The following is a 16,190-nucleotide window of genomic DNA, read 5'->3' as shown; positions in this document are numbered from 1 at the left end:
GATCCTTCAGTTCGGGCGCGCCACACAGCAGGCTCGTGGTCGTCAGATCGACCACCCCTCCTGGAGTTGCCCATGATCGTCGTCACCACCCCGACCGGCCGGATCGGCCGACAGGTCCTCGACCGCCTCCTCGACGCCCCGGACCGCACGGCGGGGATCCGGGTGATCGCCCGCGACCCCGCCCGCCTTCCCGCACGGGTGCGCGAACACGTCGAGGTCGTACGCGGATCGCACGCCGACCCCGCCGTTCTGGCGAAGGCGTGCACGGGCGCCGACCGCGTGTTCTGGCTGGTGCCCCCGACCCCCTCGGCCGACAGCGTCGAGGGCCACTTCCGCGAGTTCACCGAGTCACTGTGCGAGGTGATCGCAGGTTCGGGCCTGGAACGGGTCGTCGGCGTGTCCAGCCTGGGCCGCGGAGTGGCGAAGAACGCCGGGCAGATCTCGGCGTCGCTGGCGATGGACGAGGCCATCGCGGCCACGGGTGTTCACTACCGGGCGCTGTGCCCGCCCTTCCTCATGGAGAACCTGCTGGGTCAGGCCGGGGCGATCCGCGACTCCGGTGTGTTCTCCCTGGCACTGACGCCGGATCGGGTCCTGCGCACCTGCGCCACCCGGGACATCGCGGAGACGGCGGCGCGGCTGCTGCTGGACGGCTCCTGGACCGGGCGGGACGACGTACCGCTGGTCGGCCCGGACGAGCTGTCCCCCGAGGGGATGGCGGAGGTCGTGTCCGAGGTGCTGGACCGTCCCGTCGGCGTCCGACGGGCCAGCGGTGCGGACTACAAGGCGACGATGTCGCGCTTCGGGGCGAGCGAGGCCTGGGCGGAGGGCCTGGCCGACATGGTCGAGGCCATGGACGCCCAGGGCTTCTACGGTGCCTCCGAACCGAGCACCCCCGAGTCCGCGCCCACGGGTTTTCGCACGTGGTGTGAGGACGTGCTCAGGCCAGCCGTCCTGACCTGATCCGTACCGGGCCGTGTGCCCCCGCGTATCCTGGCCCGCCGGGAAGGGGGCACGCGTGGGCGTCTACGTATCGGTCAGAGGGTGGCTGGAGTGCGACGAGGGGCAGCTCGTCGCGGTCCGGGAGATCATCTCGTCCCATGAGGACGGCCACTACTCCGACGGTTGGGGCCTGCCGCGCCAACACGTCAACTGGACCCGCTACGTCTTCTACGGCGCCGACGTCCGGGCCTCGGCCCTGGACCGGCTCGCCGAGCAGATGAGGGAGATCGCGCGGATTCCGGCCTCCGACGGTGACGGCGACCGCGTCACGGGCCTGTTCCTGGTCAGTCATGAGGTCGACGGCATGGCCCAATGGCAGGTCCGGGACGGTCGACTCGTCATCTCGTCGGGCGATGACAGGTACCGATACCTCGACGAGTGACCCGGCCAACGGCGAACCCCCGGACGGGGAACATCCGGGGGCACGCTCGTGTGTGGTCTCAGGCGTCGAAGTCGAACTCGCCCGCGCGGACGCCCCGGGTGAAGGCGGTCCACTCCTCGCGGGTGTAGACGATGTAGGCGCCCTCGGGGTGGTGGCTGTGTCGGACGGCCACCCGGCCAGAGCCGTCCCGAAGCACCCCGGCCTCGACACATGTCGCACCACCGTTGGGGCTGTAGGTGCTGATGCGCCAGTCGACGGTGTCCCGTTCCTCGCTGCTGAGGTGCTGGAACGTCGGCTCGGGGGTCACGATGGCTCCTCGCTCAGCGCCGAGATGAACTCGACGGACGTGGCTTCCGGTAGGGACTTGTCCCACAAACGATCATATCGACCGGCTACTTGCTCGGTGTCTGGCTCCTCGATGTAGACCGCCCCCTTGGGCGTCTCGGCATACACCAGGTCGGGATAGGGCTCATCCATGACGAAGTACATGAACCCGCCGGTTGGATTCTCGTGTGCTCCGACGGAGAACGGCAGGACGCGCAGGTTGACTGAGGGAAGCTCGGCGCACTCCAAGAGATGGGTGAGCTGCTCGCGCATAACGTCAGGAGAACCGACGCACCTCCGCAGAACGGCTTCGTCCAGGACGGAGCGGATCTTTGGAGGTGTCTCGCGGGTGAGAAGCTTCTGTCGCTCCAGTCGTACTTCCAGCCCGCGCTCGATGTGCTCCTCGGGTTTGTCGAACTCCGCTGCGCGAATAGTGGCCTCGGCGTAACGTTTGCTCTGGAGGATTCCCGGGATCACGGAGCTGTCGAACAGGCGTTGCTCGGTGGCCTGGGCCTCCAGCCAGATGAAGTCCGTGAACTCGGTGAACTCGTCCGGATAGCCGTCCCACCAGCCCGTCTGCCACACACTTTCACTGAGGCGCATCAGGTTCTCGCGGTGGCTCGGCTCGCTCACCCCATAAAGGTCGAGCATCGCCATCATGTCCGGGCGGCGTACAGGATAGATGCCGTTCTCGAAGCGGCTCACGGTTCCCATGTTGCGCTGTAGGTACTCGGCCACCTCCTCGATGCTCATCCCGGACGCCTCACGGAGTTCACGGAGCCGACGGCCCAGCCAACGGCTCCGAAGGGTCGCGCTCCTTGCCCTCGCCATCTCGCAACTCCCGTCGCTCTACAAGTTCCTTCATGTCATCTGGCTGACAAGCTTGTGCATCGCTTGGACATGTGCAAGCCTAACAGAAGGTGATGCGACCATCACAGAATGATGTCGGATTGGTGGTGGTCTGCGCCGATTGTCGGAAACGAAGGCGGCCCGGGCGGTTTGTTCCTACGCTCCCCGTCCGGGCCTGGCAAGCCACGGAAGGGAACCCTATGCAGGCACACCCCAACCCCGACTCGAACTCTGTCTACCAGAACGTCCCCGAGCCCGCCCTCCCCCGAGCCTTCTTTGTGGACATCTGGGACGAGGACACCGACACCATGGAGCACGCCTACTACGGCGTCACCGCGCCCGGCGGCCAGGGCGGTATGGCGCGGCCCGTCAACGGGAGCGGATTCCACAGCATCCGCAGCGCGGAGGCGTTCGCCGACCGGCTCTGCGGGGAGCTCGTCTGGCTCTGACCCGGGAAACCGCTCCGCCCGGACGCCGCGTCCGGGCGGACCGGTCAGGACGCGGCGGCGGCCCCCGCCCGGTACCGCCCCGGCGAGGTGCCGAACTCCCGCTTGAACGCGTTGGCGAACGCGAACTGCGACCCGTACCCCACCCGCGCCGCGATCGCGCTGATCGGGGCGTCCGACTCCCGGAGCAGTTCACGGGCCCGGGTCAGCCGCCACCAGGTGACGTAGGCCAGCGGCGACTGCCCCACCATCGCCGTGAACCTGCGGGAGAACGCCGCCCGCGACAGTCCGGCGCGTTCACCCAGTTCCGCCACGGTCCACGGGTGCGCCGGATCCTCGTGGACGGCGCGCACCGCCGCGCTCACCACCGGGTCGCGCAGCGCCCCGACCCACCCGCACGCCGCCTCCGGCCGGTGCTCCTCCAGGAACGCCCGCAGGATGTACATCAGCAGGATGTCCAGGAGCGCCGGGACCACCGTGTCGCCGCCGTGGTGCGAGGTGTCCAACTCCCTCCCCAGCAGGTCCACGGCGGAGGAGAGCTCCGGGTGCTGCCCCACCCGGGCGGGCAGGTGCACGACCCGGGGAAGCTCCGCGAGCATCGGGTGCGGTCGGGTGGCGTGGGTCCGGTAGGACCCTCCCACGGTCACGCACGAGGGCGGATCCCCGCCCGGTGAACCAAGTGAGGCCGAGTCGAAGCGGGGGCGCGGCCGGGCGCCCCGGGCGTCGCACACGAACTCACCGACCGGCGCGCCGCCCCTGCGCCCCTCCAGGGCCGACACGCACGACAGCTCGTCGACCGGGGCGTCCGGCCGGTCGGCGAGCGCGTAGCCGTCACCGTACGGGAGGAACACCACGTCCCCCACGCCGAGCCGGAGCGGACCGTCCCCGCCGGTCCGCAGCCAGGCGGAGCCCTGGAGCACCACCTGGAAGCCCGTGCCGGACACCTTCGGGAAGCGCATGCCCCAGGGGGAGTGCCACTCGACGCGGGCCGCGCGCGGCTGCCCCGACCGGATGGTCCCGACCACGTCGCTGAGTACGTCCATGCCGTGAGAATACCCTGGAGAGGCCGGATAGGAGACGCTCGCGTAAACACGGGAGCGTCTGACGCATAGGAAGTCTCAGCTATGGTCCGTACGGTCGTGTCCGTACCCACCAGACGCGAGGAAAGCGATCATGACCACGGCATCCCCTGAGAACAGCACCATCCGTACCCGCCGCTCCGCGTGGAAGCCCCGCCTCGGTGCGATCGTCGCCGCCAGTGTCGCCACCGCCGTCGTCGGCGGACTGGCTCCGCTCCTGGGCGCCGACATGGTGATCGAGATACCCGGAATGCCCGCGGGACCCGTCCCGGTGGCCGCCTTCGTCATGTGGACGGCGCTCTTCGGCCTCATCGGGTGGGGTGCGCTCGCCCTGGCCGAGCGCCTGCTCGGGGCTCGCGGACGCCTGCTGTGGACGGTTGCGGCGGTCGTCTTCACCGTGGTCTCGTGCGTGCCGTCCGTGTCGGTCGGCGGCGCCGCCGCCACCGAGGCGGTCCTGGTGTTCACCCACGTCCTGGCCGCCGCCATCCTGGTCCCGGTCTTCTGGCGCTCCTCACCGGTGGCCCGGCCCACGGCCTGAGCCCCCGCCCCGGAACGACGGACGGCCCCGTCCGGACGCACTGTCCGGACGGGGCCGTCCACCGGTCTCAGAGGCGGGCCGCGGCCGCCTCGTCCACCCAGAACAGGGTCCGCTCGGCGCCGCGCGCCCCCGCCACGGGCGCCTCGCACGGGTCGCCGCCCGCCAGGCCGAGCCGTACCGCCTCGGCCTTGCCCTCACCGGAGGCCAGCACCCACACCTGGCGGGCGGTCCGGATCGACGGCAGCGTCAGCGAGATCCGCCGCGGCGGCGGCTTGGGCGCGTCGTGCACCGCGGCCACGGCCGACTCGTCCTCGCACACCGCGGGCAGCCCCGGGAAGAGCGAGGCCACGTGCGCGTCCGGGCCCACGCCCAGCAGGCACACGTCGAACCGGGGCACCGGCGCCTGGCCGCGCGCCGCCGCCGTCAGCTCCCGCTTGTACCGGGTCGCCGCGTGCTCGACGTGGTCCCCGTCCATCCCGTCGGAGGCGGGCATCGGGTGCACGTGGTGCACCGGGAGCTTGACCCGGTCCAGCAGCGCCTCCCGCGCCTGGGTCTCGTTGCGCTCGGCGTCCCCCTCCGGCAGGAAGCGCTCGTCCCCCCACCACAGGTGCACGTGCGACCAGTCCAGACCGACCGCCTCAGCCCGGTCGCCCACCGCCCGCAGGGTCGTGATCCCGACCCCGCCGCCGGTCAGCACCAGGTGGAACGCGCGCTCCTCCCGGGCGGCCTCGGCGATCATGTCGACCAGCCGTCGCGCCGCCGCGTCGGCGAGCCCGTCCCCGTCCTCGTGGCGGAGGATCTCCGGTTCACTCATGGTTACTGTGCTCCGCTTCCAGCGAGCGACGACCCCAGCTGACGGGCGGCGCTCGCGTAGGTCTCGTCGGCGTCCAGACGGCGCAGTTCCTCGGCCAGCGCCATGGCCGCTCCGCGCCGCTCCAGCGCCACGGTCTGGTCCGGCTGCCCCGGCCGCGACAGCGTGGCCACCCGCCCGTCCAACCGGGACAGGGCGACGTCCCCGTGGTCGGTGGTCAGCCGGACCTCGGTCAGTCCCGGCCCGTCGGAGACGGCGCGCTCCACGGTCACCGCCAGCCGGTCGGTCAGCCAGGCCGCCATGAGGTCGGCGCTCGGGTAGTGCTCCTCGGCGGTCACCCTCGCCGAGGTCACCCACCCGCACGGCTGGTCCATGGCGCTGGCCAGCAGCGACCGCCACGGCGTCAACCGGGTCCAGGACAGGTCGGTGTCGCCCGGGGTGTAGTGCTCGATCCGCTCCTGCAGATCCCGCAGCGGGTCCGGGGCCCGCAGCGCGTCGGTGATGCGCCGCTGGGCCAGCCGTCCCACGGGGTCCGAACCCGGGTCGGTCGGGCCCACCCCGGGCCACCACGCCACGACCGGCGCGTCCGGCACCAGCAGCGGGGTGATCACGGAGTCGGGGTGCTCCCCCAGCGGGCCGTACAGCCGCAGCAGCACCGCCTCACCCGGACCGGACGTGCCCGGGCGGCGGATCTCGGCGTCGATCGTCGGCTCCGCGTGCGGGTCGCGCCGGATCAGGGCCACCACACGCGAGGGGTGCTCGCGCCCGGCCTCGGTGGCCGCGCGCACGGCGTCGTAGTGGTCGGCCTCGTCGGTGACGATGACCAGGGTGAGGACCATGTTCATGGCGCCGCCGCCGACGCTGTGCCGTTCGGCCATGAGCGCCTCGGTGATCGCCGCGGTCGTGGTCTGCGGCAGGTAGAGCGTCATCGGCGGTTCCCTCCGGTCACTCCGGCGTGGTCGTGGTCGGTCACGGGCGCCGCCACTGGCGGCCGTCCCTGGCGAGCAGGGCCTCACCCGACTCCGGCCCCCAGGTGCCGGAGCCGTACTGTTCGGGCTGGCCGGACTTGGCCCAGAACTCCTCGACCGGGTCCAGGATGCGCCAGGACAGCTCGACCTCCTCCTGTCGGGGGAACAGCGGCGGGTCGCCGATGAGCACGTCCAGGATGAGCCGCTCGTAGGCCTCGGGGCTGGCCTCGGTGAAGGACTGGCCGTAGGTGAAGTCCATGCTGACGTCGCGCACCTCCATGCTGGCGCCGGGCACCTTGGACCCGAAGCGCAGCGTCACCCCCTCGTCGGGTTGGATGCGCAGGACCAGGGCGTTCTGCCCCAGTTCGGTGATGTCGGTGCGGGGGAACAGCTGCTGCGGCGCCCCCTGGAACACCAGCGCCACCTCCGTGACGCGCCGCCCCAGCCGTTTGCCCGTGCGCAGGTAGAACGGCACCCCCGACCAGCGGCGGGTGTGGACCATGAGCTTGAGGGCCGCGTAGGTCTCGGTCTCGGAGTCGGACGGGATGCCGTCCTCCTCCAGGTAGCCGCGCACCGCCGCGCCGCCCTGCCATCCGGCGGCGTACTGGCCGCGCGCGGTCCCGGTGGCCAGGTCCTCGGGCAGTGAGACCGCCGACAGGGCCTTCTCCTTCTCCGCGCGGATCGCGTCCGCGTCGTGGGAGACCGGCTCCTCCATGGCGACCAGGGCCAGCAGTTGGAGCAGGTGGTTCTGGATGACGTCGCGGGCGGCGCCGATCCCGTCGTAGTAGCCCGCCCGGCCGCCCACACCGATGTCCTCGGCCATGGTGATCTGCACGTGGTCCACGTAGCTGCGGTTCCACAGCGGCTCGAACAGGGTGTTGGCGAAGCGCAGCGCCAGGATGTTCTGGACGGTCTCCTTGCCCAGGTAGTGGTCGATGCGGAACACCGACGACGGCGGGAACACGTCGTCCACGACCGTGTTGAGGTCCCGGGCGCTGTCCAGGTCGTGGCCGAAGGGCTTCTCGATCACCACCCGCCGCCACGGCGTGCTCCCCCCGGGCCCCTCGCCCTCCCTGGCCTCGGCCAGGCCGGACCGCTTGAGCTGGGTGACCACGGTCGGGAACAGCTTGGGCGGCAGCGACAGGTAGAAGGCGTAGTTGCCGCCCGTGCCGCGCCGGGCGTCCAGCTCGCGCACCGTGTCGGCCAGGCGGTCGAACGCGTCGTCGTCGCCGAGGTCGCCCTGGACGAAGCGGATGCCCTCGCTCAGCTGGCGCCACACGTCCTCACGGAACGGTGTGCGCGCGTGGGCGCGGACCGCCTCGTGCGCCTGGGCCGCGAAGTCCTGGTGCTCCCAGTCGCGGCGGGCGAAACCCACCAGGCCGAACCCCGGGGGGAGCATGCCCCGGTTCGCGAGGTCGTAGATGGCGGGCAGTAGTTTCTTGCGCGCCAGGTCGCCCGTGACGCCGAACAGCACCAGCACACTGGGCCCGGCGATGCGGGGCAGACGGCGGTCCTGGGCGTCGCGGAGCGGGTTGGGTACCGCTCCGGGCATCACCGGTTCTTTCACGGGGTCTCGTCCTTCTGTCGAGAGTGGCCGGTGGAGGGTGGCTGGGCACCCGAGCCCCCGCCCGGGTGGGGCGGGGGCTCGGGCCGGGCGCCCCGGCCGGTGGACCGGAGCGCCCCTGGTCACTGACGGAACCGCCTCGCCCGCGGGACGGCTCCGCGCGGCTGGCCGGAGCTCAGGAGGCCTGGTCGAGCTTGGCGGACAGGCCGCCCAGCAGGCTCTCCCAGGAGTCGACGAACTTGCTCACGCCCTCGTCCTCCAGGACCCCGAACACCTCGGTGAGGTTGACGCCCACGCCCTCCAGCGCGGCGAAGTCGGCCTCGGCCTGCTCGTAGGTCCCCAGGATGGTGTTGCCGGTGACGACCGCGTGGTCGGCGGTGGCGTCCAGGGTGGCCTGCGGCATCGTGTTCACGGTGTCGCGCGCGACCAGGTCGGTGACGTAGCGGGTGTCCTCGTAGGCGGGGTCCTTCACACCGGTGGAGGCCCACAGCGGGCGCTGCGGCGTGGCGCCCAGGTCGGCCAGGGCCTTCCACTCGCGGGAGGAGAAGACCTCCTCGTGCTCCTGGTAGGCCAGCCGTGCGTTGGCGACGGCGGCACGGCCGCGCAGGGCCTTGGCCTCGTCGGTGCCGACGGCGTCCAGGCGCCGGTCGACCTCGGTGTCGACACGGCTGACGAAGAACGAGGCCACGGACTGGATCCGGGACAGGTCGTGGCCGTTGACGCGGGCCAGTTCCATACCGGCCAGGAACGCGTCCATCACCTGGCGGTAGCGCTCCAGGGAGAAGATCAGCGTGACGTTCACGCTGATACCCAGGCCCAGCACGCGCGTGATGGCGGGCAGGCCCTCGGCGGTGGCCGGGATCTTGATCATCAGGTTGGGGCGGTCGACCAGCCACCACAGGGCCTTGGCCTCGGCGACGGTGCGCTCGGTGTCGCGGGCCAGACGGGGGTCGACCTCCAGGGAGACCCGGCCGTCGACGCGGTCGGTGGAGTCGTAGACCGGGCGCAGGGTGTCGGCGGCCCAGCGGATGTCGTAGGCGGTGAGCAGGCGGACGGCCTCGTCGACCGACACGCCGCGCGCGGCCAGTTCGCGCACCTGCTCGTCGTAGGCGTCGCCCTCGGCGAGCGCCTTGTCGAAGATCGTCGGGTTGGAGGTCACGCCCGTCACGTGGTGGGTGGACATCAGGGCGGCCAGGTTGCCGGTGCGCAGCCGCTCACGGCTGATGTCGTCCAGCCAGACGGACACGCCCGCGTCGGAGAGGGCCTTCAGTGGTGTGTGGCTCATGGTGTCTCGTGCCTTCCTCATGGGCGTCTGGCGCCCGGTACACACAGGGAGCGGGCCCCGCGCCGGGTCTCGGCGCGGGGCCCGCGACGTCATCGTCCGGCCTTGGCGGCGCTGTCGCGGACCGCCGCGACCACGGCCTCGGAGGTGAGGCCGAACTTCTCGTACAGGGTCTGGTAGGGCGCGGAGGCACCGAAGTGCTCCAGACTGACCGACTCGCCCGCGTCGCCGACGTAGGCGCGCCAGCCCATCGCGATCCCGGCCTCGACCGACACGCGGGTGCGCACGGAGGAGGGCAGGACGCTCTCGCGGTACTCCTCGCTCTCGGCCTCGAACCACTCCACGCAGGGCATGGAGACCACGCGCGTGGGCGTGCCCGCCGCCTCCAGCTCCTCGCGGGCGGCGAGGGCGATCGGCACCTCGCTGCCGGTGGCGATGATGATCGCCTCCGGGGTGCCGCCCGCCGCCTCGGCGAGGACGTAGCCGCCCCGGGCCGCGTCCTCGGCGGGCGCGTACTCGGTGCGGTCCAGGACCGGCAGGTTCTGGCGCGTCAGGGCGAGCGCCGCCGGGCGGTCGGTGGTCTCCAGGACCTTGCGCCACACGACCGCGGTCTCGTTGGCGTCGGCCGGGCGGACGACGTCGAGGCCGGGGATGGCGCGCAGCGACCACAGGTGCTCGACCGGCTGGTGGGTGGGGCCGTCCTCGCCCAGGCCGATGGAGTCGTGCGTCCACACGTAGGTGACCGGCAGCTTCATCAGCGCGGCGAGCCGGACGGCGGGGCGCATGTAGTCGCTGAACACCAGGAACGTGCCGCCGTAGGGGCGGGTCGGACCGTGCAGGGCGATGCCGTTGAGGATCGAGCCCATGCCGTGCTCGCGCACACCGAAGTGCAGCACGCGGCCGTAGGGGTTGCCCGGGAACATGGTGCTGGCCCGGTCGAAGGGCAGGAAGGAGGGCTCGCCCTTGGGCGTGGTGTTGTTGGACCCCGCCAGGTCGGAGGAGCCACCCCACAGCTCGGGCAGGACCGGGGCGACGGCGCCGAGCACCTCGCCGCTGGCCTTGCGGGTGGCCATGCCCTTCTCGCTGGCCTCGAAGACGGGCAGGCTCTCCTCCCAGCCCGCGGGCAGCTTGCCGGACTGGAGCCGGTCGAAGAGGTCGCCGTGCTCTCCGGCGCTGCGGCGCCAGGCCTGGAAGGCGTCCTCCCACTCGGTGCGCGCCTGGCGGCCCCGGTCCAGGGCGCGGCGGGTGTGCTCGACGACGGCGTCCTCGACCGCGAAGGGCTCGTCGGGCAGGCCCATGATCTCCTTGGTGGCGGAGATCTCGGCGGTGCCGATGGCGGCGCCGTGGATGGCACCGGTGTTCTGCTTGTTGGGCGCGGGCCAGCCGATGATGGTGCGCAGGCGGATGAAGGTGGGCCGGTCGGTCTCGGCCTTGCCCCGCTGGACGGCCTCGTGCAGGGCGTGGACGTCCTCGGTGTACTCGCCGGAGGCGGCCCAGTCGACCTCCTCCACGTGCCAGCCGTAGGCGCGGTAGCGCTCGGCGACGTCCTCGGTGTGCGCGACGCGGGTGTCGTCCTCGATGGAGATCCGGTTGTCGTCCCAGATTACGATGAGGTTGCCCAGCCGCTGGGTCCCGGCGAGCGCGCTGGCCTCGTGGCTGACGCCCTCCTGGACGTCACCGTCGGAGCAGATGGCGTAGACGTGGTGGTCGAAGGGGCTGGCGCCGGGGCCGGCCTCGGGGTTGAACAGGCCGCGCTCGCGGCGTGCGGCCATGGCCATGCCGACCGCGTTGCCGATGCCCTGGCCCAGCGGGCCGGTGGTGGTCTCCACGCCCGCGGTGTGCCCGAACTCGGGGTGGCCGGGGGTGCGGCTGCCCCACTGGCGCAGCGCCTTGAGGTCGTCCAGACCCAGGTCGTATCCGGCGAGGTAGAGCTGGATGTAGAGGGTGAGGCTGGAGTGGCCGCAGGAGAGCACGAAACGGTCGCGGCCCACCCACTCGGGGGCGGTCGGGTCGTGCCGCATGACCTTCTGGAACAGGAGGTAGGCGGCGGGCGCGAGGCTCATGGCGGTGCCGGGGTGTCCGTTACCCGACTTCTCGACCGCGTCCATGGCCAGGGCGCGGACGGTGTCGACGGCGCGGAGGTCGAGGTCCGACCACTCAAGTTCGTGCGGCGTGTGGGCGTTCACGGACTTTCGTTCTCCTTCTCGGGCACCCGTTGGGCACGGTGTGCGCAAGGTTGTTGGCGTACTGTCGCCGGGGCACCGTCGGTGTCCGGCGCGGCCCGCCGGAAGGCGGGGCCGAGGACCTGGCCGGGGTGAACCACCCCGGGTACCGGGGCGGGGCGTGCGGTGCCCCGCGAGGTCACCCAGTGCAACGGTCGAGGCGGCCGAGGGAATCCCGACAGGTTCGGCCAACTGCGAGCCTATCGTCCGCAACCGGGGGCGGCGTTGTCCAACACCTCCTATGACCCACGGGTGACCGACGGCTTCGGAGTGGAGGCCGCTCCTTCGGCCCGTGCCCGCGCTCCTGGGCGCCCGTCGTGCGGAGCGTGGCACGCTGGCGGCGTGCACGGGCGTGTGCGACCCTGCTTACACCTGGTGGGCCCCCGCCGCCAGGTGCGGCGTGGACCTGGGGCTTTCCGTTGCCCGGGGGGTCGTCCCCGGGGTCCGCGAGGAAGTACTACAGTATGTCGTTGACGGGGTTTCCGCCGATCCAGACGCTTTGTCGGTCCGTTCGACCCCGCATGGCGAGCAGTGTCGAGACCCTTAGACTTGTCGAGGTATCCGCGTGTCCGAAACCGAGCCGGTACCCCACCAGGGGACGCCCGTGAGCCGACCGGGGGCACGGTGCTGATGGCCCTCGCCGACCGTTCCCCGCACCCGGGCGCCACCGACACCGCCGCTCCCCGGGCCCCCCGCAAGGCCCCCTTCGGCGACCACGTGCGCGCCTACGTCGCCCTCTCCAAACCCCGCGTCATCGAGCTGCTGCTCATCACCACCATCCCCGTGATGTTCGTGGCCGCCGGAGGCGTCCCACCGCTGTGGACCGCGGTGGCGACCCTGCTGTTCGGCACCATGTCGGCGGCCAGCGCGAACGCGATGAACTGCTACATCGACCGCGACATCGACCGTGAGATGCGTCGCACCCGCCAGCGTCCGGGCGCGATGGACCTGGTCACCCCGCGCGGCGCCCTCACCTACGGGCTGGTGCTCGCCGTCGGCTCCACCGCCGGCTTCGCCCTCCTGGTCAACTGGCTCTCCGCCGCGCTGTCGGTCTTCGCGATCCTCTTCTACATCTTCGTCTACACGATGCTGCTCAAGCGGCGCACCGCGCAGAACGTCGTGTGGGGCGGTATCGCCGGCTGCATGCCGGTCCTCATCGGGTGGGCGGCCGTCACCAACGGGCTGTCGTGGGCGCCGTTCGTGCTCTTCCTCGTGGTGTTCTTCTGGACGCCCCCGCACACATGGGCGCTGGCCATGCGCTACCGCGAGGACTACGCGGCGGCCAACGTGCCGATGCTGCCCGTGGTCGCCTCCGACCGCCGGGTGCTGCTGGAGTGCGTGCTCTACAGCTGGGCCACCGTGGTCGTGTCGCTGGTCTTCTGGCCGGTGGCGGGTACCACCTGGTTCTACGGGGCGGTCGCCCTCGTGCTCGGTGCGCTCCTGGTGGTCCAGGCGCACCGCCTGCTGAGCCGCTCGATGGCCGGGGTGACCGGGGCCAAGCTCAGGACGATGGGCTTCTTCCACCTGTCCAACGCCTATCTGGCGCTGCTGTTCGTGGCGGTCACGGTCGACCCGCTGGTCGCCAACCTGCTGGGCTGATCCGGCCGCGGCACGGTGGTGGCGGCGTCCCCTGAGGGGCGCCGCCACACACGTTCTCCGGGGGCCGCCCGGCCGGGGTCCCCGGGAGGCCGCGGACGGCCCGTCCCCGCGGACGGGCGGGTCAGCTCCCCGCGGGCACCCGGCGCAGGCCGCGCGACCAGGACAGGACGGCGGCCCACACCACCAGGCCGGTCAGGACCAGCGCGGTGGGCACGTGGGCCTGGAGCGGGCCGTAGCTGCCCATCGCCGCCTGGCCGAAGCCCAGGGCGAAGGCGACCAGGCTCACCGCCAGCACCGTCCTGGGCGCCTCCGGTCCGCGCCCGGTCCCCGACCACACCCACCACGCGGCCAGGACCTGGGCGCCCGCGGCCAGGTGCACCCCGAAGGCGCCGTAGTAGTGCAGGGGCAGCGCCCCGGTGTTGAAGGTCACCAGCTGTCCGGCGGTGGCGCCCTCCCACAGCACCGCCGCCAGGTGCAGCAGGACCGCGGCCCGCAGTGCCCACAGGGCGGTCGGTGGGGGAGTGGTGGTCGTGTTCATGTCTGGCCTTCCGGTCTGGGGCGGGTGAAGGGTTCTCCGGAGGGGCGGATCGCAACACCACGATCTTGCCGCATCCGGCGGCACCGCGGGAGATCAGCGGCGATGCCCGCGGACGGCGGCGCGGCCCGTCCCCCGGTCCGGATACGATCAGTGCCCATGCCCCGTCTCGACAGCAAGGCCATCCTCCAGGGCCGGCGCTCCCGCTACTCGCTCACCCTGATCGTGGGCATCACGGTCAGCGTGGTGTGCCTGGTCGGCATGCTCGTGTACCTGTGGCTGCTGGCCATGGCGGGCGGCGCGGCCGCCGGTATCGACGGGGCCGTGGGCTTCGCGGTCAGCCTGGTCGCCGCGGTCATCCCGGTGACCGTCCTCGTGCCGCTCATCCTCATGCTGGACCGGTTCGAACCCGAACCCGGCTGGGTGCTGTTCTTCGCCTTCGTCTGGGGCGCGGGTGTCGCCGTGGTGGCCTCGCTCCTGCTCAACACCTGGGGTATGAACAACCTCACCGTCCCGCTGTACGGCCGTGACCTGGGCGACTACCTCGCCACCTCGGTGGTGGCACCGGTGGTCGAGGAGAGCGCCAAGGGCGCCGTGCTGCTCATCCTCCTGTGGCGCCGCCGGCACGAGATCGACACCTTCACCGACGGGGTGATCTACGGGGCGATGGTCGCCACCGGCTTCGCCTTCACCGAGAACGTCCTGTACTTCCTCAGCGCGTTCTTCGACGACACCCTGGTGGCCACCTTCGCCATCCGCGGACTGGTCGCCCCCTTCGGCCACCCCATCTACACCGCGATGATCGGCATCGGCGTCGCCTACGCGGCCATGAACACGGGCCCCGTCCGCCTGTTCGCGCCCGTGGCCGGGTGGGGGATCGCGGTCGTCCTGCACGGTATGTGGAACGCCTCGACGCGCTTCGGCTGGCTGGGGCTCGGTGCCGCCTACCTCGTGCTCTTCCTCGTGCTGCTCTGCCTCCTGGCCACGGCGGTGCGCGACCGCCACGCCCAGATCAGCGCCATCGCCCGCTACCTGCCCCGGTACGTCCCCACCGGACTGGTGACGCCGGCCGACGTCGTCATGCTCGGCACCATGGGCGGACGGCGCCAGGCCCGTGAGTGGGCGGCGCGCAACGCGGGCCGCCGCGGACGCAGGGCGATGAAGGAGTACCAGTTGGCCGCGACCGAGCTCGCGCTCCTGCACAAGAAGCTGGACGCCGGCCTGCCGCGTGAGGACTGGAAGGTCCGCAGGGACTCGTTCCTGGCGCTCATGCACGTGGCGCGCGACACCTTCCTGGGACGGGTGCCGCAGCCGGTGACCCCCGGCTGGGCGGAGAGCCCGACGGACTCCGGCTTCCTACGCAGGTCGGACTTCGCGCACGTCATCGCCCAGGCGCGGGCTCAGCAGGACTACGTTCCCCGGCACGGTCAGCCTCCGGTCCGGTGAGCGCCTCGCCGGCCGGGACGAGCCGTGTGGTGGAGAAGTACAGGCGGCAGACCGCGATCCAGGTCAGGGTCGAACCGAGCACGTGCAGCACCACCAGGCCCTCGGGAAGCGCCAGCGCGTACTGCGTGTAGCCCAGCGCCCCCTGGAGGACCACGACCGCGACCAGGGCGACGGCGCTCATCCTGACGGGGCGCCGCGCGCCGCCGCGGACCGCGATGACGGCGGCCAGGACCGCTGCGGCCAGGGTCAGCCAGGCCAGGGCGGAGTGCACCCGGGTGACCGCGCTCAGGACCAGCTCCCAGCGGGGCGCCTCGGCGTCGCCGCCGTGCGGGCCGGTGCCGGTGACGACGGTTCCGGCGACCAGCAGCAGGAACCCGATCACCACCAGGCCGACGCTCAGCGCGTGCAGCATCGGGCCGACCGACACCCGGGGCGTCCCCTCGGGCTCCTGGCAGCGCACGTAGAGCGCCACGGCCAGGAAGGTCACCACCATGGACAGCAGGAAGTGCGTGGCGACCGCGGCCGGGTGCAGGTCGGTCCACACGGTGATGCCGCCGACCACCCCCTGGCCGAGGACGCCGAACGGGATGATCACCGCCAGGCGGGTCAGGTCGCGGCGCCGGGGGCGTGAGCGCAGGACGGCCAGGAGGGTGATGACCCCGACCGCGAGCACGACGAACGTGAGCGTGCGGTTGCCGAACTCGATCGCCGCGTTGAGCGCCGGGTGGTCGCCGCCGCTGGGGACGAAGCTGTCGGGCGTGCACCGCGGCCACTCCGAGCAGCCGAGCCCGGAGGAGGTGACGCGTACCGTGGCGCCGGTGACGGCGATCCCGGCGTTGACCACGACGTTGCCCAGCGCCCAGGCGCGCAGTGACCGCGGGGTCGGTGTCCAGATGGTGCGGGCCAGCAGGACGAGTACCAGGACCCCCACGGCGGCGACGGCGATCTGCCAGGCCCACAGCGGGGCGCCGAGGATGTCGATGGTCTCCGTCGCCAGTACGGGGAGCGGGGGCGGGGCCGTGGTCGCGGTGGCCGGGAGCGCAAGCATACGACAGAGCGTAGTACATGGTCCGGGCCTCCGGTGCGCACCCCCGCCCAGTGGCGCGACCTGCGTCGATACCGCTCGTCCGAGCGCTCACGTGT

Annotated in this window: 16 protein-coding genes; 6 read left to right on the top strand and 10 right to left on the bottom strand. The window is 71.9% G+C overall.

Annotated elements, in window-relative coordinates:
- Positions 1-72 precede the first annotated feature (72 nt).
- Positions 73-963, top strand: a complete 891-nt coding sequence (locus ACTVAJ_RS11505) for an NAD(P)H-binding protein (protein ID WP_470388106.1) — start codon at positions 73-75, stop codon at positions 961-963.
- Between the two features lie 55 nt (positions 964-1,018).
- The gene (locus ACTVAJ_RS11500) at positions 1,019-1,384 is read left to right on the top strand and encodes a hypothetical protein (RefSeq protein WP_470388105.1); all 366 of its coding nucleotides are present in this window, start codon (positions 1,019-1,021) and stop codon (positions 1,382-1,384) included.
- Between the two features lie 58 nt (positions 1,385-1,442).
- On the opposite strand, the gene ACTVAJ_RS11495 is transcribed toward ACTVAJ_RS11500, so the two are convergent.
- Together ACTVAJ_RS11495 and ACTVAJ_RS11490 are read right to left on the bottom strand one after the other, a co-directional pair.
- Positions 1,443-1,691 carry a DUF397 domain-containing protein gene (locus ACTVAJ_RS11495; RefSeq protein ID WP_470388104.1) on the bottom strand — a complete coding sequence of 83 codons (249 nt, stop codon included), beginning with the start codon at positions 1,689-1,691 and terminating at the stop codon, positions 1,443-1,445.
- Positions 1,688-2,539, bottom strand: a complete 852-nt coding sequence (locus tag ACTVAJ_RS11490; RefSeq protein ID WP_470388103.1) for a helix-turn-helix domain-containing protein — start codon at positions 2,537-2,539, stop codon at positions 1,688-1,690. Before ACTVAJ_RS11490 ends, ACTVAJ_RS11495 begins: the two co-directional genes overlap by 4 nt.
- Before the next feature lie 218 nt (positions 2,540-2,757).
- Between ACTVAJ_RS11490 and ACTVAJ_RS11485 the strand changes: the two genes are divergently transcribed.
- Entirely contained in the window at positions 2,758-3,006 is a 249-nt protein-coding gene (locus tag ACTVAJ_RS11485; RefSeq protein ID WP_470388102.1) for a hypothetical protein, read from the top strand.
- A gap of 44 nt (positions 3,007-3,050) precedes the next feature.
- On the opposite strand, the gene ACTVAJ_RS11480 is transcribed toward ACTVAJ_RS11485, so the two are convergent.
- A complete protein-coding gene (locus tag ACTVAJ_RS11480) occupies positions 3,051-4,046 on the bottom strand; it encodes an AraC family transcriptional regulator (protein WP_470388101.1) in 996 nt (331 codons plus the stop codon).
- 130 nt (positions 4,047-4,176) lie between these two features.
- Between ACTVAJ_RS11480 and ACTVAJ_RS11475 the strand changes: the two genes are divergently transcribed.
- Complete coding sequence (locus tag ACTVAJ_RS11475; RefSeq protein ID WP_470388100.1) at positions 4,177-4,620, top strand: DUF6069 family protein; 444 nt, start codon at positions 4,177-4,179, stop codon at positions 4,618-4,620.
- Between the two features lie 67 nt (positions 4,621-4,687).
- Here the strand turns inward: ACTVAJ_RS11475 and pgl are convergent, their stop codons facing one another.
- The 5 genes from pgl to tkt all read right to left on the bottom strand — a co-directional run bounded on the left by pgl (position 4,688) and on the right by tkt (position 11,431).
- Positions 4,688-5,434, bottom strand: coding sequence for a 6-phosphogluconolactonase (gene pgl, locus ACTVAJ_RS11470; protein ID WP_470388099.1), 747 nt, complete (start codon positions 5,432-5,434; stop codon positions 4,688-4,690).
- A 2-nt stretch (positions 5,435-5,436) separates the two neighbouring features.
- Positions 5,437-6,360: a glucose-6-phosphate dehydrogenase assembly protein OpcA gene (locus tag ACTVAJ_RS11465; protein WP_470388098.1), complete on the bottom strand. Its 924-nt coding sequence runs from the start codon at positions 6,358-6,360 to the stop codon at positions 5,437-5,439.
- Between the two features lie 40 nt (positions 6,361-6,400).
- A complete protein-coding gene (gene zwf / locus ACTVAJ_RS11460; RefSeq protein ID WP_470388172.1) occupies positions 6,401-7,951 on the bottom strand; it encodes a glucose-6-phosphate dehydrogenase in 1,551 nt (516 codons plus the stop codon).
- Positions 7,952-8,138: 187 nt separating this feature from the next.
- Positions 8,139-9,248, bottom strand: a complete 1,110-nt coding sequence (gene tal / locus ACTVAJ_RS11455; protein ID WP_470388097.1) for a transaldolase — start codon at positions 9,246-9,248, stop codon at positions 8,139-8,141.
- Positions 9,249-9,337: 89 nt separating this feature from the next.
- Entirely contained in the window at positions 9,338-11,431 is a 2,094-nt protein-coding gene (gene tkt, locus ACTVAJ_RS11450; RefSeq protein WP_470388096.1) for a transketolase, read from the bottom strand.
- 666 nt (positions 11,432-12,097) lie between these two features.
- On the opposite strand from tkt, the gene ACTVAJ_RS11445 reads away from it, so the two are divergent.
- On the top strand, positions 12,098-13,066 hold the full coding sequence (locus ACTVAJ_RS11445; RefSeq protein WP_470388095.1) for a heme o synthase: 969 nt from the start codon (positions 12,098-12,100) through the stop codon (positions 13,064-13,066).
- A 121-nt stretch (positions 13,067-13,187) separates the two neighbouring features.
- On the opposite strand, the gene ACTVAJ_RS11440 is transcribed toward ACTVAJ_RS11445, so the two are convergent.
- A complete protein-coding gene (locus tag ACTVAJ_RS11440) occupies positions 13,188-13,604 on the bottom strand; it encodes a hypothetical protein (protein ID WP_470388094.1) in 417 nt (138 codons plus the stop codon).
- Positions 13,605-13,760: 156 nt separating this feature from the next.
- On the opposite strand from ACTVAJ_RS11440, the gene ACTVAJ_RS11435 reads away from it, so the two are divergent.
- The gene (locus ACTVAJ_RS11435; protein ID WP_470388093.1) at positions 13,761-15,047 is read left to right on the top strand and encodes a PrsW family intramembrane metalloprotease; all 1,287 of its coding nucleotides are present in this window, start codon (positions 13,761-13,763) and stop codon (positions 15,045-15,047) included.
- Here the strand turns inward: ACTVAJ_RS11435 and ACTVAJ_RS11430 are convergent.
- Positions 14,983-16,095, bottom strand: a complete 1,113-nt coding sequence (locus ACTVAJ_RS11430) for a COX15/CtaA family protein (RefSeq protein WP_470388092.1) — start codon at positions 16,093-16,095, stop codon at positions 14,983-14,985. The genes ACTVAJ_RS11435 and ACTVAJ_RS11430 overlap by 65 nt on opposite strands.
- Positions 16,096-16,190: the final 95 nt, after the last annotated feature.

The organism is Nocardiopsis sp. KDC1DS13DA1, from assembly GCF_055632325.1.
The sequence above is the reverse complement of the archived record's forward strand: the minus strand, read 5'-3'. Positions and strand labels throughout refer to the sequence as shown.

Excerpts from the sequence above, each read along its gene's own strand:
- ACTVAJ_RS11505 (WP_470388106.1), top strand. The coding sequence starts at position 73 with ATGATCGTCGTCACCACCCCGACCGGCCGGATCGGCCGACAGGTCCTC.
- ACTVAJ_RS11490 (WP_470388103.1), bottom strand. The coding sequence starts at position 2,539 with ATGGCGAGGGCAAGGAGCGCGACCCTTCGGAGCCGTTGGCTGGGCCGT.
- ACTVAJ_RS11485 (WP_470388102.1), top strand. The coding sequence starts at position 2,758 with ATGCAGGCACACCCCAACCCCGACTCGAACTCTGTCTACCAGAACGTC.
- ACTVAJ_RS11480 (WP_470388101.1), bottom strand. The coding sequence starts at position 4,046 with ATGGACGTACTCAGCGACGTGGTCGGGACCATCCGGTCGGGGCAGCCG.
- ACTVAJ_RS11475 (WP_470388100.1), top strand. The coding sequence starts at position 4,177 with ATGACCACGGCATCCCCTGAGAACAGCACCATCCGTACCCGCCGCTCC.
- pgl (WP_470388099.1), bottom strand. The coding sequence starts at position 5,434 with ATGAGTGAACCGGAGATCCTCCGCCACGAGGACGGGGACGGGCTCGCC.
- ACTVAJ_RS11465 (WP_470388098.1), bottom strand. The coding sequence starts at position 6,360 with ATGACGCTCTACCTGCCGCAGACCACGACCGCGGCGATCACCGAGGCG.
- zwf (WP_470388172.1), bottom strand. The coding sequence starts at position 7,951 with ATGCCCGGAGCGGTACCCAACCCGCTCCGCGACGCCCAGGACCGCCGT.
- tal (WP_470388097.1), bottom strand. The coding sequence starts at position 9,248 with ATGAGCCACACACCACTGAAGGCCCTCTCCGACGCGGGCGTGTCCGTC.
- ACTVAJ_RS11445 (WP_470388095.1), top strand. The coding sequence starts at position 12,098 with ATGGCCCTCGCCGACCGTTCCCCGCACCCGGGCGCCACCGACACCGCC.
- ACTVAJ_RS11440 (WP_470388094.1), bottom strand. The coding sequence starts at position 13,604 with ATGAACACGACCACCACTCCCCCACCGACCGCCCTGTGGGCACTGCGG.
- ACTVAJ_RS11435 (WP_470388093.1), top strand. The coding sequence starts at position 13,761 with ATGCCCCGTCTCGACAGCAAGGCCATCCTCCAGGGCCGGCGCTCCCGC.
- ACTVAJ_RS11430 (WP_470388092.1), bottom strand. The coding sequence starts at position 16,095 with ATGCTTGCGCTCCCGGCCACCGCGACCACGGCCCCGCCCCCGCTCCCC.